General features: G+C 36.0%; 18 protein-coding genes and 1 tRNA gene. 7 read left to right on the forward strand and 12 right to left on the reverse strand.

Features of this window, described 5'->3' with window-relative positions:
- The 4 genes from pepF to spxA all read right to left on the reverse strand — a co-directional run bounded on the left by pepF (nt 1) and on the right by spxA (nt 4,294).
- A complete protein-coding gene (gene pepF, locus PI20285_RS05530; protein WP_057773016.1) occupies nt 1-1,803 on the reverse strand; it encodes an oligoendopeptidase F in 1,803 nt (600 codons plus the stop codon).
- A 42-nt stretch (nt 1,804-1,845) separates the two neighbouring features.
- A complete protein-coding gene (locus tag PI20285_RS05535) occupies nt 1,846-2,958 on the reverse strand; it encodes a competence protein CoiA (protein ID WP_057773014.1) in 1,113 nt (370 codons plus the stop codon).
- Nucleotides 2,959-3,056: 98 nt separating this feature from the next.
- Nucleotides 3,057-3,770, reverse strand: coding sequence for an adaptor protein MecA (locus PI20285_RS05540; RefSeq protein WP_057773012.1), 714 nt, complete (start codon nt 3,768-3,770; stop codon nt 3,057-3,059).
- Between the two features lie 125 nt (nt 3,771-3,895).
- Entirely contained in the window at nt 3,896-4,294 is a 399-nt protein-coding gene (spxA, locus tag PI20285_RS05545) for a transcriptional regulator SpxA (protein WP_057773010.1), read from the reverse strand.
- A 228-nt stretch (nt 4,295-4,522) separates the two neighbouring features.
- Between spxA and PI20285_RS05550 the strand changes: the two genes are divergently transcribed.
- A complete protein-coding gene (locus PI20285_RS05550) occupies nt 4,523-4,780 on the forward strand; it encodes a transposase (RefSeq protein ID WP_063698079.1) in 258 nt (85 codons plus the stop codon).
- A complete protein-coding gene (locus tag PI20285_RS05555; protein ID WP_105782154.1) occupies nt 4,765-5,649 on the forward strand; it encodes an IS3 family transposase in 885 nt (294 codons plus the stop codon). Before PI20285_RS05550 ends, PI20285_RS05555 begins: the two co-directional genes overlap by 16 nt.
- 212 nt (nt 5,650-5,861) lie before the next feature.
- Here PI20285_RS05555 and PI20285_RS05560 read toward each other — a convergent pair whose 3' ends face one another.
- The gene (locus tag PI20285_RS05560; protein WP_057775608.1) at nt 5,862-6,602 is read right to left on the reverse strand and encodes an MBL fold metallo-hydrolase; all 741 of its coding nucleotides are present in this window, start codon (nt 6,600-6,602) and stop codon (nt 5,862-5,864) included.
- A gap of 204 nt (nt 6,603-6,806) precedes the next feature.
- On the opposite strand from PI20285_RS05560, the gene PI20285_RS05565 reads away from it, so the two are divergent.
- Nucleotides 6,807-7,316: a hypothetical protein gene (locus PI20285_RS05565; RefSeq protein WP_057775610.1), complete on the forward strand. Its 510-nt coding sequence runs from the start codon at nt 6,807-6,809 to the stop codon at nt 7,314-7,316.
- A 123-nt stretch (nt 7,317-7,439) separates the two neighbouring features.
- On the opposite strand, the gene PI20285_RS05570 is transcribed toward PI20285_RS05565, so the two are convergent.
- The 3 genes from PI20285_RS05570 to PI20285_RS05580 form a co-directional block, all read right to left on the reverse strand.
- Nucleotides 7,440-8,729, reverse strand: coding sequence for an ISL3 family transposase (locus PI20285_RS05570; RefSeq protein WP_245080531.1), 1,290 nt, complete (start codon nt 8,727-8,729; stop codon nt 7,440-7,442).
- A 113-nt stretch (nt 8,730-8,842) separates the two neighbouring features.
- Nucleotides 8,843-10,858, reverse strand: coding sequence for a heavy metal translocating P-type ATPase (locus tag PI20285_RS05575; RefSeq protein WP_105782201.1), 2,016 nt, complete (start codon nt 10,856-10,858; stop codon nt 8,843-8,845).
- Entirely contained in the window at nt 10,855-11,283 is a 429-nt protein-coding gene (locus PI20285_RS05580) for a CopY/TcrY family copper transport repressor (RefSeq protein WP_057775515.1), read from the reverse strand. The genes PI20285_RS05575 and PI20285_RS05580 overlap by 4 nt, the downstream gene beginning before the upstream one ends.
- A gap of 139 nt (nt 11,284-11,422) precedes the next feature.
- On the opposite strand from PI20285_RS05580, the gene PI20285_RS05585 reads away from it, so the two are divergent.
- Nucleotides 11,423-11,632: a hypothetical protein gene (locus PI20285_RS05585; RefSeq protein WP_057775513.1), complete on the forward strand. Its 210-nt coding sequence runs from the start codon at nt 11,423-11,425 to the stop codon at nt 11,630-11,632.
- Between the two features lie 137 nt (nt 11,633-11,769).
- Here PI20285_RS05585 and PI20285_RS05590 read toward each other — a convergent pair.
- Nucleotides 11,770-11,840 (reverse strand) — tRNA-Cys (locus tag PI20285_RS05590).
- A 994-nt stretch (nt 11,841-12,834) separates the two neighbouring features.
- Between PI20285_RS05590 and PI20285_RS11605 the strand changes: the two genes are divergently transcribed.
- The 3 genes from PI20285_RS11605 (at nt 12,835) to PI20285_RS05600 (ending at nt 14,131) form a co-directional block, all read left to right on the forward strand.
- Nucleotides 12,835-13,212, forward strand: a complete 378-nt coding sequence (locus PI20285_RS11605) for a hypothetical protein (RefSeq protein WP_156406545.1) — start codon at nt 12,835-12,837, stop codon at nt 13,210-13,212.
- Between the two features lie 349 nt (nt 13,213-13,561).
- Nucleotides 13,562-13,762, forward strand: coding sequence for a hypothetical protein (locus PI20285_RS05595; protein ID WP_057773259.1), 201 nt, complete (start codon nt 13,562-13,564; stop codon nt 13,760-13,762).
- 198 nt (nt 13,763-13,960) lie between these two features.
- The gene (locus tag PI20285_RS05600) at nt 13,961-14,131 is read left to right on the forward strand and encodes a hypothetical protein (protein WP_057775338.1); all 171 of its coding nucleotides are present in this window, start codon (nt 13,961-13,963) and stop codon (nt 14,129-14,131) included.
- 182 nt (nt 14,132-14,313) lie between these two features.
- Here PI20285_RS05600 and PI20285_RS05605 read toward each other — a convergent pair whose 3' ends face one another.
- From PI20285_RS05605 to PI20285_RS05615, 3 genes are all read right to left on the reverse strand, one after another.
- The gene (locus PI20285_RS05605; protein ID WP_105782202.1) at nt 14,314-14,976 is read right to left on the reverse strand and encodes an IS3 family transposase; all 663 of its coding nucleotides are present in this window, start codon (nt 14,974-14,976) and stop codon (nt 14,314-14,316) included.
- Between the two features lie 123 nt (nt 14,977-15,099).
- Nucleotides 15,100-15,273, reverse strand: a complete 174-nt coding sequence (locus PI20285_RS05610) for a hypothetical protein (RefSeq protein WP_156406542.1) — start codon at nt 15,271-15,273, stop codon at nt 15,100-15,102.
- A 67-nt stretch (nt 15,274-15,340) separates the two neighbouring features.
- Nucleotides 15,341-16,297 (reverse strand): hypothetical protein, encoded by a 957-nt coding sequence (locus PI20285_RS05615; protein WP_057775332.1) that lies wholly within the window; start codon nt 16,295-16,297, stop codon nt 15,341-15,343.
- Nucleotides 16,298-16,303: the final 6 nt, after the last annotated feature.

Genomic DNA, 16,303 nt, shown 5'->3' on the forward strand with positions numbered 1-16,303 from the left:
TTATAGTAAGGCTTCGAATTCATTCAAGCGCTTTTCAAACACAGCAAACGCGTCTTCTAAATATTGTTTTTCAGCCATATTAACCCCGGCTTTTTTCATCACATTCAAAGGAAAATCAGAACTACCTGACTTCAAATAGTTTAAATAGTTTTCCCTTGCATGTGGTTCTTTTGATGAAATACCGTTAGCCAAAGTTGATGCAGCCGCAAAACCAGTTGCATATTGATAAACATAAAAATTATAGTAAAAGTGCGGGATCCGAGTCCATTCTGATTTAATTTGTGAATCATTTATCACATCATTCCCATAATAACGATGATTTAATTTACCGTAATAATCCGACATCATTTCTGCAGTTAGGGCTTCTCCGCGGGCATCTGTCTCATGAATAAATTGTTCAAATTCGGCAAATTGTGTTTGTCGATAAACTGTCCCTTTAAATCCATCTAGATAATGGTTCAGCACGAACAACTTAATTTGTGGATCATCATACTTATCTAAAAGATACTGTGTCAAAATATTTTCATTAGTTGTCGACGCAATTTCAGCAACAAAAATCGGATAATCACCATATTGATAAGGTTGATTATGGGTTGTGTAGTAGCTGTGCATACTGTGTCCCATCTCATGGACCAATGTAAATAAATTGTCCAAATCATTGTGCCAGTTAAGTAGCATGAACGGATTGGTCCCATACACACCTGAAGAATAAGCACCACTTCTTTTACCTTCATTTTCAACAACATCAATCCACCGGTTCTTAAACGCGTCCTCCACGTGGCCCACATAATCACTACCCATAATTTGAAGGGCTGCTTTAGCTTCTTTTTGTGCTTCCTGATACGTGTAGCTTAAAGGCGATTTTCCTGTAATCGGTGTGTATAAATCATACATATGTAATTCTTTTAAATTAAGAATCTTCTTCCGTAAACCGACATACCTATGAAGTAAATCCAAATGATCATGCACCTCAGTTATCAAATTAGAATAAACCGATTCTGGAATTGCATTTGCACTCATAGCAGCCTGACGGGCATCTTTATACCCTCTAATTTGTGCTTTGAAATTATGAACCTTGACTTCTCCGGCAAGTGTCATGGCAAACGTATTTTTAAACTGCTCATACACTGCGTAAAGCTGTTCAAAGGCTTCTTTACGAACAGACTGCTCAGTTGACTGCAGCAGGGTTGAATACACGCCTTGAGACAATTGGACCGCTTCTCCGGCCTCATCTTTTACGAACGGAAACTTGAGATCAGAATTATCTAAGATTCCAAAAACATTAGAAGAAACTTCAAAAACGGATCCTGCACCAGCCAAAATGGCTTCTTCTTTTGTTGTAAGAACATGATTTTTCTTTAAGTTAAGTACTTCAAAGTAATGCTGATAAGGTTTTAGTTCTGTATTATTTTCTTGATATTTTTCCAGAGTAGCTTTAGGGATTGCTAAAATTTCTGGTTCAAACCAAGCTAATTTTGCAGACACCTTGGCCACTAAACTAGTGACTTGATCTTTTAGTGCTTGATTTTGATTATTTGAAGTATCTTGATCATTTTTTAGTTCTGCATAAACATAAATACGTTCCAGTTGGCTTTCAATTTCAAGCTCGCTTCGAATAGCTGTTAGCAAACTATTGCTGTCCTTGTCCAGACCACCAGCAAGCTTCACTAGCTCATTTACCCGTGGATGTAACTCGGCGATAGCCTTATTAACAGCCTCTTTATTTTTAAAAATTGTTGAAAGATCCCAAGTTAATTCAATTGGTACTTCACTACGTTTTGGTAATTGCTTAATTTCCGACATTTAATTTTCCTCCCATTTTAAATTAACCTTACTTTAACATACTCAAGCCGGTAAGAAATGTAATTTTTGGTTCAAATCATTGTACCAATAAGGTAATTTTTTAATTTGATAGTGTTCATGCTCAATTTGCATAATTCCATTTGAAAGTAAGTCATCTAAAAAATGTTGAAAATTCATTTCAACATCGAATTTCGAGCGAGAAATATTTGGAAATTGTAACTTGTATTCACTAGTTGAATTCTCAAACCATGAAAACAGCATTCGATATGAAAATAGTTGACTTCGTTTAGCTTCCATCAATCTAATTAAAAACCGTACTTTCACCTCGATAGGTATCATGGTTCCCGTTGGAAAATCAAAATCTTCGCCATGAACAAACCACGGACACCCCGCTAAATTTAAATGATGCATGTAGCAATACCTCTGTGCCTTCGCCAACCGCGGATCCGTGTATCTACCCAATAATCTCCTTTGTAATTCGAAAGCTTCTCGATTGGCATTATAATGATTTTCACGAGTCCACCTTCGGGTTTGATGAAATAACTCATTAAAAGTAGTTTTACTAGGCGAAAAGGCGTGGTCAGCCCACTTAATTTTTCCAAACAAATCTTGTGTAAGATGATGTTTAACTATAAATTGCTCAGTTTGCGGATTATAGAAAGAGAGAAATAGATTAAGTGATTTTTGAAAATAAGCGAATTTAGATATTTTTTCTAATGTTAGTTTTCTCGCCAAATAAGTTGGCCCCAAAATCCACCAAACTTTATATCCATGCTCATAATAGCCACGCGTTCTTGCGGAAAGCTTTTCCAAAGAAATGGGGCTACATTGAAACTCAATTGCCGTCCAATGGTGATTCCAATTCACTAAAATATCTGGTCTTTGTTGTAACTCCGGTAAATAAGCTTCTAATTTAACCGCCAGATGATTTTTTCGACACCAATCAAATATTTGTGTTTTTCCTTCTAAATGAGCCTTGGTTTCTCCCTCGCTGAAAACTTCACAATTCGATCCTGCGTGATGGGCAAAATGCGACAACCGCATTTGACCATGCCTTAAAATCACAGCCTCCCCACATCCAGGACAAGTATATTTACTATTACGCCTTGCATCAACTGCCAGCACGCTTTGATTATTCTTATTTGCAACAAACATTTTGCCATCTCCCCCTACTTTTAAAATACGTAAGAAGCTGGTAAAACTTTTTCAAAACAAAAAAACTGATCTAAGCTTAAAAGCTAAGACCAGTATATTTACTTAAAATAGTGGCGCGTAAGTTCAAGGGCGCTCTGACTCATGATTTCTTTACCATGTTCATGCAAAACATCTGCTGTAACCTCAGAAGCATCCGCATATTCATAGGCAATTGCAAGTTCATTTTTGACAGTTTCCGGACTAGATTCGTCAACGAAAAAGATCAAATCTAAATAATACTCATCCCTATATTTAAACAGATTAGATGCTGCACTCTCGAGTCGCAAAACCCGAGCAATCTCAGGCATGCTTTCAAAGTTTGGTAATTTCAAAACAAACTCTTGCGTATTCGTATCTGGATCATTAAGATAGGGATCCAAATCAGCTGGACTAGAATCCTTTGTGGACTCTACCTTCTTTTTGCTTTCGTCATCATGTTGCATTAACTGATGCTTAATGAACTCAGAAACATCATCTTCATTGTTAATATTAAATGTATTACTATCAGCATTTACCTTTGAATTACCCTTCATATCAGAATTTTTACTAATAAAAAGTTCTAACCCATTTTGATTAGGTAACACCTGGAAAGTCACAGCATCATTTTCTTGAAATTGATGATCCGTATCGACCTCTTGTAAAATGCTGTAGAAAAAATCTTCTATCTGCTTATGACTGCCTAACAAATCAAGAACGGTAATGCCACGCTCGCTTAGATCCTCATTACCAATTACAACTCGAATTGTGTCATCATTAATTCGTTCCATTTCCATGGGTCGCACCTCCAGCTTCTCGTTACTTTTATCTGCTGTGTGTCACAACAGAATCTAACTAAAAAAATAGATTCATGGATATTATCCCACAAATCTAACTTTTTGCAATTAACCTGCCCTTAATTCTAAAGATCAGCTAAACGTTGTGCTTCGCGAAGCTCGTATGCCCGAACATCCCGTGGTAAGAATCGACGAATCTCATCTTCATTGTACCCAACTTGAAGACGTTTCTCATCTAAAATAATTGGTCTTCTTAGTAAGCCAGGATTTTTTTGAATTAAATCAAAAAGTTTCTGTAATGGTAATTCATCAAGATTTACGTTTAGTTTTTGAAATACTTTAGAACGTTTTGAAATAATTTCTTCCGTTCCATTTTCTGTCATTCTCAGAATGGATTTAATTTCATCCATTGTCAATGGTTCGGAAAAAATATTACGTTCCTGAAATGGAATGTTATTCTCTTTGAGCCATGCACGCGCTTTTCTGCAAGATGTACAACTCGGTGAAGTATATAAAGTAACCATATTTTTTCCTCCTTAACAAATCGAACCAAATTAAGCTTTTAATAAGCAAGTTCAATCTCTTTACATAAACTATTATAACCCGCCGCGCTTTATAAATCTATAGTTTCTACAAACTTTTTTCTTACTTTTTGTAAATTACTATTGAACACTATCGGATATTCTGTGGATGTAGTATGAATCTATGGACACGATTTAGTATAATGCCATTATAGGAAGGATCGTGTTCTGATGTCTAAACAGAAATACTCAGTTGATTTCAAAAAAATGATCGTTAAACTCTACCAGGATGGCACCTCGGTAGTTGAGCTTACAAATGAATATGGTATTGCAAATGTCACTATTTACAAATGGATCAATTTATACAAAGAGGACAAAGAAACTGGTGCCTCGAAAGCTGATATTTTAGCGCTACAGAAGCGTCTTAATCGGCTTGAAAGTGAGAATGATATCTTAAAAAAAGCCTTAACCATATTCGCCAAAAAGTAAGCTCGGAAGATTGGCAAGCCGCAATCAAACCAAATCTAAAGCAACATCGCATTAAGGAGATCTGTCAGGTACTACAAGTCCCTCGTTCCACGTATTATGATCAACAGAATCATTATATCTCACCACAAGCAGAACATCGAAAGACGCTCTGCCAAGCGATCAAGCGCATTTATTATAATCACCGTCGGGTCTATGGCGCTCCTAAGATTTTAAAGGAATTGAAAAAAGAGGGACTAGCCGCAAGCATCAAGTTAGTTCAGCGTTTAATGCGCCAAATGGAACTTAAATCGATCACCCTAAAGAAGTGGCATTACCAACAAGCAAATAATATCGACGAAGCGAATTATCCGAACCTGCTCGCTCAGGATTTTAGCACGACAGCACCAAATCAAAAATGGTGTGCCGATATCACTTACGTTCACACCAAAGCTGATGGCTGGTGTTATTTATCAAGCATCCAGGATCTGTATTCACGTAAAATCATTGCCCACAAGTTGAGTCGTCACATGACTGCCGATCTAGTGCTCGACACTTTAAAACAAGCTTTTGAAACCAGAAAAGTAACAGACCAGTTGATCATTCATACCGATTTAGGCAGTCAATACCGCAGCACCACCTTTGAAGAACTTCTACGACAACGCCATATCCAGCACTCTTATAGCAAGCGCGGTTGTCCATATGACAATTCAGTTCTGGAGTCATTCCATGCCAGCTTAAAAAAAGAGGAAGTTTATCAGACCCATTACCAAAATTTTGATGAAGCAAATGTGGCTTTATTTAGCTACATTGAGAGCTTTTACAACAATGATCGGATTCATAGTGCCATTGATTATTTAACCCCGAATGAAAAGGAAGAATTAGTCGCTTAAATTATACATAAACGTGTCCGGATTCTTGACTCAGATCCACTGTTTCATACCTAGTTAATATATAACATATTAATCTTTAACGTTAATTTATTCAATAAGTCTTCTTAATTAAATTCTTATTGAAGACAATAATTATACATAATAACAAAAAGCACATAAAAGAACGGTCAAATCGTTTAAATGTAAACTATACCAATTTGCAAATTAGGCGGCTAAATCTGATATGTTCGGAGTTTATGTGCACGTTCCACTTGAACACTTGTTCCCGCACTAGTTTGGGCTTCTTGCACTAATGTGTCTAAGCTACCTTCTTGGGGAAGATGCGTTAAGAGAAGGCGTTTGGAATGTGCTAGTTTTGCTAAGTCTCCAGACTCAGCTGACGTCATGTGCCATTTTTTTCCTGTTTTGTCTGCATAAAAATTTGTGTCTGTCATCAACATATCGGCATTTTGCGCAAAACTTACTAAACCAGAAAAATAAGCTGTATCAGAAGTAAAAACGAGCACTTTCTGCGAAACTTTTTCAACAAGTTTAATTGCAAAAGCCGGAACCGGATGCTGTGTTTTCATAAAAGTTAATTCGAAAGGCCCTAAATCTAAGGTCTGATCTTCACTATAAGCCTTTCCAACCGTTGAGTTTGGCCAGGTTAATGCACCAAAATTTAACGGATCCTGAGTATGTCCATAGATTGGTAAAACTGCTTCCTTTTTTGAACCGTTCTTCAACTGCCAATAATACTGAAGAACACCAACATCCGCCGTATGGTCATGGTGATAATGAGATAACAAAACAGCGTCCAATTGTAAGGGATCAAGAACCTTTTCCAGCGTCAGTAAAGCTTCACTTCCACAGTCTAAGAGGAGATTATAGCCTCCAGATTGGATCAAATATGAACTAGTCCCAACATTGTTCCAAGGATACCCACCATAATAACCTAACACCGTTAATTTCAATTTATACGCCCCTCTCGTTTACTTTTAGATTATGCTTTTCACCTGCGTCCCGCAAGTAATTAACCGTTTCCTATACTTAATTTAACATATCAGGCTCAAAAAAGAAAACCTTTTCATATTTTTTTGCTAACAAGGTATAATGAAAGTGTAAGTTAAGTATTGATGCTTAAATAATTAAGTATGACATAAGAGGAGGGAATTATAATGCTTAAAACAATTTCATCAACTTTCGGAAGCTGGCCGGTTCTTAACCAAATCGAAAAAAATAATCCAGAACATAAATTTATTACCCTTTCTAGTTCAGCAATCAAAAATGATTTTCAATTATTAGACATTTCCGATAAACCATCCGTTTTTGCTAATCCACTAATTTATAATGTGTCATTTCACGTTGGCGATTTCAGTTGGAACGGATTTTATCGTTTTGCATTTATGACCCTTTCAAAAGAGGAAATTAAAGTACTCGATGCTAAAGTCATGAGATTTACGGCATCCGGGCATCTTCCATTAGGTTTAAATGATTTATTTTTGTTACAACCTGACAAAAAACCAAATGCACGCGTTTTACTAACCATTTGGCAATTGGACTCTGACTACTCATTTTGGCGGCGGTCCAAGAGCTACGAACCTTTTAAGATATACAGTGATAGTGGCGCTTATAACTATCACGATACAAATTACAGTGCCTACCAGCTGCATAGTTTGCAACCATAGTACCTTTAGTTTGTATAAAATCATAAAAACACTCCGTAAACTCGAGCTTTTTTAGGGTCTCTGTCAAACTGTATTGGTAGAGATTTTTGAAGGCATGTTCACTTCGGTGAATGTGCTTTTTGTTTACTCATGAATTAAACTGATACGAATGAAGAAGTTATGAATATTTCGAAAACCAAAACAGCTACGCTTTAATACCTTGATTTTGCGATTAAGTCCTTCAATAGGACCGTTAGAATACGGATAACGACAACTGTTGAGCACTGCTGAGCCGTTCTTAACGAAGGTTGAAATGGTGACGTCCATTTGATTACCAGCTACTTGGTAGTTGGTAATCAAATTTTTAAATCCCGTGGCATTCTTTTGGTGGATAGCAGTTAGAATGCCTTGATAAGTTTGATACACAGTTTTGAATTCTGGAAATTCATCTAAGGCAAGGTCGATGGCGTTCTGTTGGGTCATATACTCGTTAATGCCTCGTAAATAGATAAGCTTAGTGTCATTGATTTTCTCTTCTGCCAAATGAAATAAACGCCATTGAGATTTAAGGATGCGGTAAATGCGTGAATGCTTATCTTGAAAAGTACGGATAATGCGTGTACGTACATTGTCTAGTGCACGACCAGCAAGCTGAATAATGTGGAAACGGTCAATAATCGTGACAGCGTTCGGGAATAAACGATGAATAAAGCTGGCATATTCGGCGTTCATATCAATAGTAATTGTTTGAACTTTCGCACGTTCTTGAACTGAATAACGAGCTTCAAAGTAATCAATGATATCCTTACTGAGACGATCTTCGAGGGTCACAATGCGGCGATGACTAACGGCATCGCAACAGTTAAAGGACATTAGATGATTACAGGAACGAAATTCATCGAAACAAAGATTTGGTGGAAGTTGCTTAACACGGTAAGCCAAGTGAATATTTGCATTTAAAATACGTTGCACACTACTTGGTGAAATGCCACAAATTTTAGCGATTTCTTTACTGGTCAGCATGTCACGAGCTAGCACAATGACCTGATGTTTAACATTGTGGGTAAAAGTTTCATTACGTCTAACGAGGTTAGTTTTAGCTCCACAGGTTTTTAAACAATGTTGGCATTGATATCTTTGTCTTCTTAGCTGCATTTCATAACGTCCGCCTGATAAGGTTCCCAACCTTAGATGACTAACGTGGGTACCGTTTTTAATTAGACTTTTATGGCCACAATGGGGACATTTCACAAGCTGATAAGAAAGGTTGGCGTGAACGACATGAATTCGTTGTCCATTCGGGCAACGTTTCTTGGTAACACCAGTTACGGTTATATTTGGGTCTGTCATTTCAAACAAGCTTAAGATAGAATTAGTTAGGGACATCTGTTTTTCCTCTTTTCGATTTTGTTTGGTGATTAAATCGTAGCACAAAGAGGACAGATGTCCTTTTAATTTTCAAAATAAAAACTGGTATCAGTTATTCACCAATACCAGAAAGTGTAGACCCCTTTTTTAAAAAGTCCAAGTGTCCGAAGTGTTTTTATTTATTTTACTTTTAAGGTCATCGCATTGATTGCTACGATAATTGTGCTTAATGACATAATAGCTGCCCCAACCATCGGGTCAAGCATAAACCCAATGGGAGCTAAAACTCCTGCAGCAAGTGGCAATGCAATCAAATTATATCCTGCGCCCCACCATAAATTTTGCATCATTTTTTTATGTGTGTTTTTAGCTAATTTAATGAAACTAACAATATCCATCGGGTCGCTCTTCACTAATATAATATCAGCTGATTCAATGGCGACATCTGTTCCAGAACCAATAGCAATTCCAATATTGGCCTTTGCTAAACTTGGCGCGTCGTTTACGCCATCTCCTACCATCATCACTTGATCTCCTCGTCCCTGATACTCACCAATTATTTTTTGTTTATCTTCTGGATGCAACTGTGCACGATAAGTGGTGATTCCTAGCTGATCCGCTACTACTTTCGCGGTTTCTTCATTATCTCCAGTCAACATAACCGGTTCACTACGCATATCCTTGAATGTTTGAATTGCCTGCTTCGCACTAGGCTTAATCAGATCTCCTTCAGCAACCATTCCCACAACAACCTCTTCAGAAATTAGATAGGCGACTGAATTTCCTTCACTAGCCCACTTTTTAAATGAATCTACGTTGTAACTTAACTTCTGTTCTTCCAAATACATTGCAGAAACAATTTTATAAGTTTGACCTTCAACTGTCCCCTGTAACCCAACGCCAGTCAGCTGGGTCGCATTTTGAGCCTGCGCTACAGTTAATTTCTGTTGCTTTGCTTCATTTAAAATACCAATTGCCATTGGATGACTAGATCCATTTTCTAAACTAGCCATAATTTGAAGCATCTGATTGTCACTTAAATCATTTTGATAACTCTCAAAATGACGAACCTTAAATAATCCTTCAGTTAAAGTGCCAGTTTTGTCCATCAGAACGTACTTAATTTTTTTAATTGATTCCATCGCATCTCGATTGCGTATTAGAAGGCCATGATTGGCCGCCAGTGCCGTGCTACGAGCAGTGACTAGTGGAACTGCTAAACCTAATGAATGTGGACAGGCGATGATTAGAACCGTCACAGTAATGGACAGACCAACAGATAACCCATTAAAAGCGGTCCACACTGTAAAAGCAATAATTCCGATGATTAAAGCTGCATAGAATAGCCATCCTGCTACACGGTCTGCTGTATTTTCAATTTTAGATTTATTTTGTTGGGCGTCGGCAACCATCTTTTGTACTTGCGCAAGATAACTCGTTTCGCCTGTCCCGGTGACTTTAAACTCAAATGTACCATCACCATTAATTGAACCGCCAATGACTTTATCCTTCGCAACTTTTTCGACCTGTTTTGCCTCGCCCGTAACCATTGCTTCATTTATCGTGGATTTCCCTGAAATGATAACCCCGTCTGCAGGAACTTTTTCTCCAGCACGAACCTGTAAAGTTTCTCCATTTTGAATATCCATAATCTTGACATCGCGCAGTTTCTCATTTTCGACAAGATGGGCTTTATCTGGCAATAGCTTTCCTAAGGCATCCACGGCACTACCGGCTCGGCTAACTGTATTCATTTCAATCCAGTGACCTAAAAGCATAATTACGATTAGCGTAGATAATTCCCAAAAGAAACTCTCTTTTTGTGGTTGAATATTCAAAATATCGTTTGCGATAAAAGCATATATACTATATATATATGAAACCGAAATTCCTAAAGCGATCAGCATCATCATTGCCGGTTTACGCTCTTGCAACTCACCTTTTGCACCACTGAAAAATGGTTTTCCTCCATAGAAAAATAAAATCGTAGCTAACCCTGCGACAATCCAGTTGGATCCAGTAAAACTAAATTGAAAAGGTAAATCCATTCCCATCATTGGACTCATTAAAATGATTGGAATCGTCAAAATAAGTGACACCCAGAATTTTTGTTTTAAATTACCCATATGCATCATATGTCCACCATGATTCATGGTATCGTGATCCATATTCATATCCATCATATCGTCATTCATTTTGTTAACTCCTCCTCTGGTATACAGTTACATGCTACTTGGTCAGGTGCCGTTTGCAATTTATCATTAAGAACCTTTTGAAGATTCTGGATATCGGTTTTACTTAATTGAATCTCTTGAATAAGTTGCGCTAAAACTTTTCCGTTCTTCATAGCACACATATTTTGAAAAAGTCTATTTGCTTCTTGTTGCATAGCGTTCCGCTCAGATATTGCACACTGATAAGTATTTGTGTGTCCATCTTTTGTTGCTGTCAACATTCCTTTTTGCACTAACCGACCAATTAAAGTCTTGACCGTTGATGCCTTCCATGGACGTTTTCTAACTAATAATTGAATGATTTCACTGCTAGTTGCTTTTCCTAAGGTCCAAACAATTCGCATTACTTCCCATTCGGAAGTAGTAATAGCTAAATCCTCGGTCATAATATCTCCTTCGTTTACAAATGTAATCTACAAATATAAGATTACATTTGTAAACAAAAAATGTCAAGGCCGTTGTTCATAAATACTTATTTATTTGTGCTATGATTAATTCATTACAATATACAAAGAAAGGTTCAATATGAAAATAAAAATTAGTCGCCCGCTTATTATAAATATGATTCTCGATTTATTATTTGGTATCTTTTTTATTTATTACTTGCAAAGCGATACGGTTAGCTCGTCTTCCGGATATCGCTGGCTGATTACTGCATTTGCTGCTTATGATTTTACGGATATCATTATGAGTATTAGGAAAATAATTCTTGAAAATAAAAAAAATAAGAAGTAGAATTCAGTGCTTGAATTCTACTTCTTTTTCTTTTGTATCGTCTGTACATGCTTGGTTAATAAAATTATTTCTAAACAAAAAAACGATTTCTCCCATTAAAACAGGAAAAATCGTTTTACAACGTATGGTCTAAACCAAGGCGGTAACCGGATTTGAACCGGTGATGAAGGTTTTGCAGACCTCTGCCTTACCACTTGGCTATACCGCCATTACTTTCAGTTGCAAAATTACCAACGCTTAACAGATTATCACAGCGACGGCTTTTTGTAAAGGTATGGTTTGACCAAAGATTACCTATCAGAGCCTTCTTTTAGTTGTCCTTACCTGGTTTACTTGCCTTTTTGATTTTGAGCATACTTTATAAAAAATAATCAAACCTGCTACAATTGTTACCCAGAATATCCATAATGCTATCGAAATTTTATTAAAAAATAATTCCGATTATAAAAGCAAGTGAAACTGCAAAATATGCATTACGAAAAATAAAGCAGGCCAACCGAAAAATCCTAATACCAGAATACCAACTATAATTCCACTGACCATAAAAATGCACTTCTTTCGATTTCATTTTTTATATCTTAATTATACAACTAAGTACTGATGTAAAGGCATTTTAGGTCGATAGAAGAAGAAAAAACGAAATTAAATTACTACCAACATGTGCAAAAATTACGTAACTTACTTTTTTCTCGTTGCAATAAATGAATTGAAGCCACAGGCTCATAACTCACTAAATATACTGAATGTAGTATTGATTATTTAACACCAAATAACAAAAAAGTTAGCCGCTTAAATTAGACATAAACGTGTCCAGATTCTTGACTTAAGCCCATTTATTATACAGCTATAGCAACTGAATATTTTGAAAAGCCCTTAATGTATCAAATCAATCTCTTGCGGAATATAACCAATTACTTGGTTGTGAAAAAATAATTCATTTTAATTTAGTTCCGTAAAACTTTTACTCAGAAAACTAATGTCGCCTTCACAGGAACACGCTATCAATCCCGCAAGTTTTCAGTAATGTCGATTCCACGCTTCCGATTCACCAACAATTATGACGTTTTCTCATCCCTCAACATTTAAATTAAGATCTTTATAAAATGATCTTATCACCATTTGACTTTTTTAATTAAGATATCCAAAACTTTTTTCTCACGCTTACCACTTCGAAAACTTCTTCCTGCTGCTAACTTTATAGGATGAAAATTCAGAAAATTTTGATTCACACAGTGTTTCGTAACTGGAAAAGCATCTTGATCGGTATTCAGGAAACACTTGTATCCCAGTTTTACTATCGAATTTTAATGATGTTATTTGTCCATGAACTAGGATACAAACGTAATAGTTCTTTGCTGTCCCGCTGTCACTTTCAAAACACTGTATACGCTGGATTTCTCCAAGCATTTATCATTGGTCTACCTTCTCGCTCGAGACTCCTGATCATTGCCTGGAAGTTATTGGCATCATCTATGGAATTGGCTATGACGCCAATTAATAATGGTTCACTGTATCGTAATACTAATGAGTCGTCCGCACTTTTTATGGGAGTATCACCTATTCATTACCGTGCGGTATAGACCGCAATTTAAAATTATCCATCACTTCTTGCAAGATGTGGGCGTTTTTTAATCAATTTCATAAAAACTATTCCTATATTCGCATATTATAAGGAATCATTCGAAAAGGATTTAAATCGAAAACATTTTACAAAAAAATGGACACTTATTAAGTCCTTCTACGGAAAAATAAATGTATCATTTTAAAAGTCGCACTTAAAGACTCCAAAATAACATTGCTGACACAAAAGTATATTAAAAAATTCAAAATGTTCACAAAATAGCCACTATTTCAAATTAAGTGAAAATAACAAACATGATGGTGGTATTATGGTCGGTAGTTCTAACTTTTTAAAGGAAGGTGATTTCATTGGTTGAAAGATTAACTGGAGTTGTGGCTTTATTGTTGGCAATATGGCAATTCTATTCTGTTTACAGGACATTTAGGCACTTAAAGCAGCATGGCGGAAAGGAGACCTCTTCATTTATTTTAGTATCCTTATGGAGCGCTGCTTTCTTTGGCCTCATTATGGTTTTTATTGGTTTTATGCTGATGCTAAAGCAATTTTAAATTAATTTAAAATTGCTTGTGAATCTTTATGTGGAAGAGTGTATAACGCGGTTGATGAAGGTAGTGAGCGTCTTAAGAGCACGTTATTTTTGTTGGTGTGTTTTCGAAGTCTATGTAATCGTTTGCATTCAAAGACTTTTACTGTTTTTAGTAATAATAATCTCGATTTTACTATAATTAGTACAGGAGATAAATATTATGAAAAGCTTAGATAAAGTTTCTAAACTGGGTGTAGAATTATCAGAAAATGATTTGAAGACTATCGAAGGTAGAACGAGCTACAAAAATAAATGGTGGTATAAGACTCTTACCGCAATCAGAAAAGTAGCCGAAGAAGGATCCGACCTTTGGCAATTAAAATTTCCGTAGAATTCTGAAGTTGGTAATTTAAAAAAAGACTTTGAGGCGATGAATTGGTTTGTTACTAACAATTTATCGCCTTTTATTTGAATGAATGGTAGTGAAATTATAAACATGATTAAATTTAAAAGGACTCAGGACAGTGAGTACACTGGATTTAAGTCAAGAATCTGGACACGTTTATGTATAATTTAAGCAACTAATTTTTCTTTTTCATTTGGGGTTAAATAATCGATGCTGCTATGAGTCCAATTGCTATTATAAAAGCCCTCAATGTAGCTAAATAAGGCATAAGTTGCTGCTTTAAAGTTTTGATAATGATGCTGATAAACTTCTTTCTTCTTAAGACTGGCATGAAATGATTCTAAAACTGAGTTGTCATATGGACAACCAAGCCTGCTATAAGAATGGCGGATACCACGTTCCGTCAGCAGTTCTTCAAAGCTGGTGCTTCGATATTGGCTCCCTAAATCGGTATGCACAATCAGCTTATCCGTGATTGTTCTAGTTTCAAAAGCTTGTTGTAAAGTATCGTTCACAAGATTGGCAGTCATATGGCGACTCAGTTTGTGGGCAATAATCTTACGTGAATATAGGTCTTGAATGCTTGATAAATAACACCAGCCATCAGCTTTGGTGTGAATATAAGTAATATCAGCCCACCACTTCTGATTGGGAGCTGTTTTACTAAAATCTTGTGAAAGAATATTTGGATAATCAAAGTTATCAAGGTCATTTGCCTGTTGGTAATGCCATTTTTTACGCGTAATTAATTTGAGTTCCATTCTTCGCATCAAACGTTGCACTAATTTAATACTGACGCTTTTACCTTCTTTATGGAGTTCTTTTAGAATTTTAGGATTCCATCCTGATAGAGTTTGACAATCATTTTCTTGAAATCAACTGAGTATTTCTGCTTTGGTCATAAAAACACGATCCTTCCTATAATGGAATTATACTAAATCGTGTCCATGAATTCATACTACATTCAATCCTACTTGAAAAACCAACGTTAACTCCAAAGTGTGCCTAGGATTGAAATTATCCACAATGGTACCAATAATCGCACCAAACATAATTACAGGCAATGTTTGTAAAATTGTCATGATTCCCATATATGAAGCTGATTTTGTAATTGCATAAACAATCATTGGGATCGCAAGGTAATAAAAGTTTTGACCAATACTGTTTAATCCATAAAAGAATATAAATGATTTCTTATTCATTTTTCGACATTTTAAGTTTATCGGATTTGATATGTCTTAACTTTTGAATAAACAACGCGATTAACATTAGAATTACAACCACGCCTCTAAAACTGGCCAACCAAGTCCAAAGGGTTAATATCCCTAATGATTTTAAAAACGGCCAAAGCAGACATCCCAAAAGTGCGAAAAACAATCCTCCTCTCATATTGTTTTTCAGTGCATATGCATTAGGCTGTATAGTTGAAGTTGCAATCATTATTACCAATAAAAAGAGTGACAATCCAACACTATTACTAAGCTTATATTTAGAAAGAACAAATATTAATAACATATACATTCCAAAGAAAATACCATGGAAAACAAATGCACCATACCGTTTTTCTTCATCAATTTTTTGTGCTCTAATCCAACCCTGTAAATCAACGAATGGACTACACATCAGAAGAGCACCTGCATAAAATGACCACGATACATCTTGGCTTTTTCCAAAAAAGTGTTCAACTGTATTGCCTGGTCCTTTGGGAATCAATATGATAATTACCGCGAGAAACACGAATACAATCAACCACTGAACCACATTACTATACAATACAACGTTAAACAGATTATGATATACACTTAAGACAAAAACTGTTCCACATACCATTGTGATAAAAGTAGCCACGGTTGAAGAAATTCCAACTAACGTCCCCATTTGATAAATGGCCTGTAAATTTATTATAATCGAAAAAAACTGAACTATTAGTACAAAATATAACAATAAACGATTTTTTTCTAACATTTTCTTTAGCTCTATTAAGTTTTTAAATAATAACCCAAATACGGGAACTGCAATGGTGTTGAAAAAAGCCCACACTGCAAATGGTACAATGCCTTTTCCTTGTATTAAGGTGTAAGTAAGTAGAAAGGAAACTCCCCACGCCCAACTTGCTGCTGAACTCAATCCTAAGCTAATCGTTCGTCCCATAATCAT

This window comes from Pediococcus inopinatus (assembly GCF_002982135.1).
Lineage (GTDB): Bacteria > Bacillota > Bacilli > Lactobacillales > Lactobacillaceae > Pediococcus > Pediococcus inopinatus.

Coding starts and splice junctions, on each gene's coding strand:
- PI20285_RS11605 (WP_156406545.1), top strand. CDS start 12,835: ATGAAAATTCAGAAAATTTTGATTCACACAGTGTTTCGTAACTGGAAA.
- PI20285_RS05600 (WP_057775338.1), top strand. CDS start 13,961: ATGAAAAGCTTAGATAAAGTTTCTAAACTGGGTGTAGAATTATCAGAA.
- PI20285_RS05580 (WP_057775515.1), bottom strand. CDS start 11,283: ATGACCGAGGATTTAGCTATTACTACTTCCGAATGGGAAGTAATGCGA.
- PI20285_RS05565 (WP_057775610.1), top strand. CDS start 6,807: ATGCTTAAAACAATTTCATCAACTTTCGGAAGCTGGCCGGTTCTTAAC.
- PI20285_RS05575 (WP_105782201.1), bottom strand. CDS start 10,858: ATGAATGACGATATGATGGATATGAATATGGATCACGATACCATGAAT.
- PI20285_RS05610 (WP_156406542.1), bottom strand. CDS start 15,273: ATGATTGTTTATGCAATTACAAAATCAGCTTCATATATGGGAATCATG.
- pepF (WP_057773016.1), bottom strand. CDS start 1,803: ATGTCGGAAATTAAGCAATTACCAAAACGTAGTGAAGTACCAATTGAA.
- PI20285_RS05535 (WP_057773014.1), bottom strand. CDS start 2,958: ATGTTTGTTGCAAATAAGAATAATCAAAGCGTGCTGGCAGTTGATGCA.
- PI20285_RS05550 (WP_063698079.1), top strand. CDS start 4,523: ATGTCTAAACAGAAATACTCAGTTGATTTCAAAAAAATGATCGTTAAA.
- PI20285_RS05540 (WP_057773012.1), bottom strand. CDS start 3,770: ATGGAAATGGAACGAATTAATGATGACACAATTCGAGTTGTAATTGGT.
- spxA (WP_057773010.1), bottom strand. CDS start 4,294: ATGGTTACTTTATATACTTCACCGAGTTGTACATCTTGCAGAAAAGCG.
- PI20285_RS05585 (WP_057775513.1), top strand. CDS start 11,423: ATGAAAATAAAAATTAGTCGCCCGCTTATTATAAATATGATTCTCGAT.
- PI20285_RS05615 (WP_057775332.1), bottom strand. CDS start 16,297: ATGGGACGAACGATTAGCTTAGGATTGAGTTCAGCAGCAAGTTGGGCG.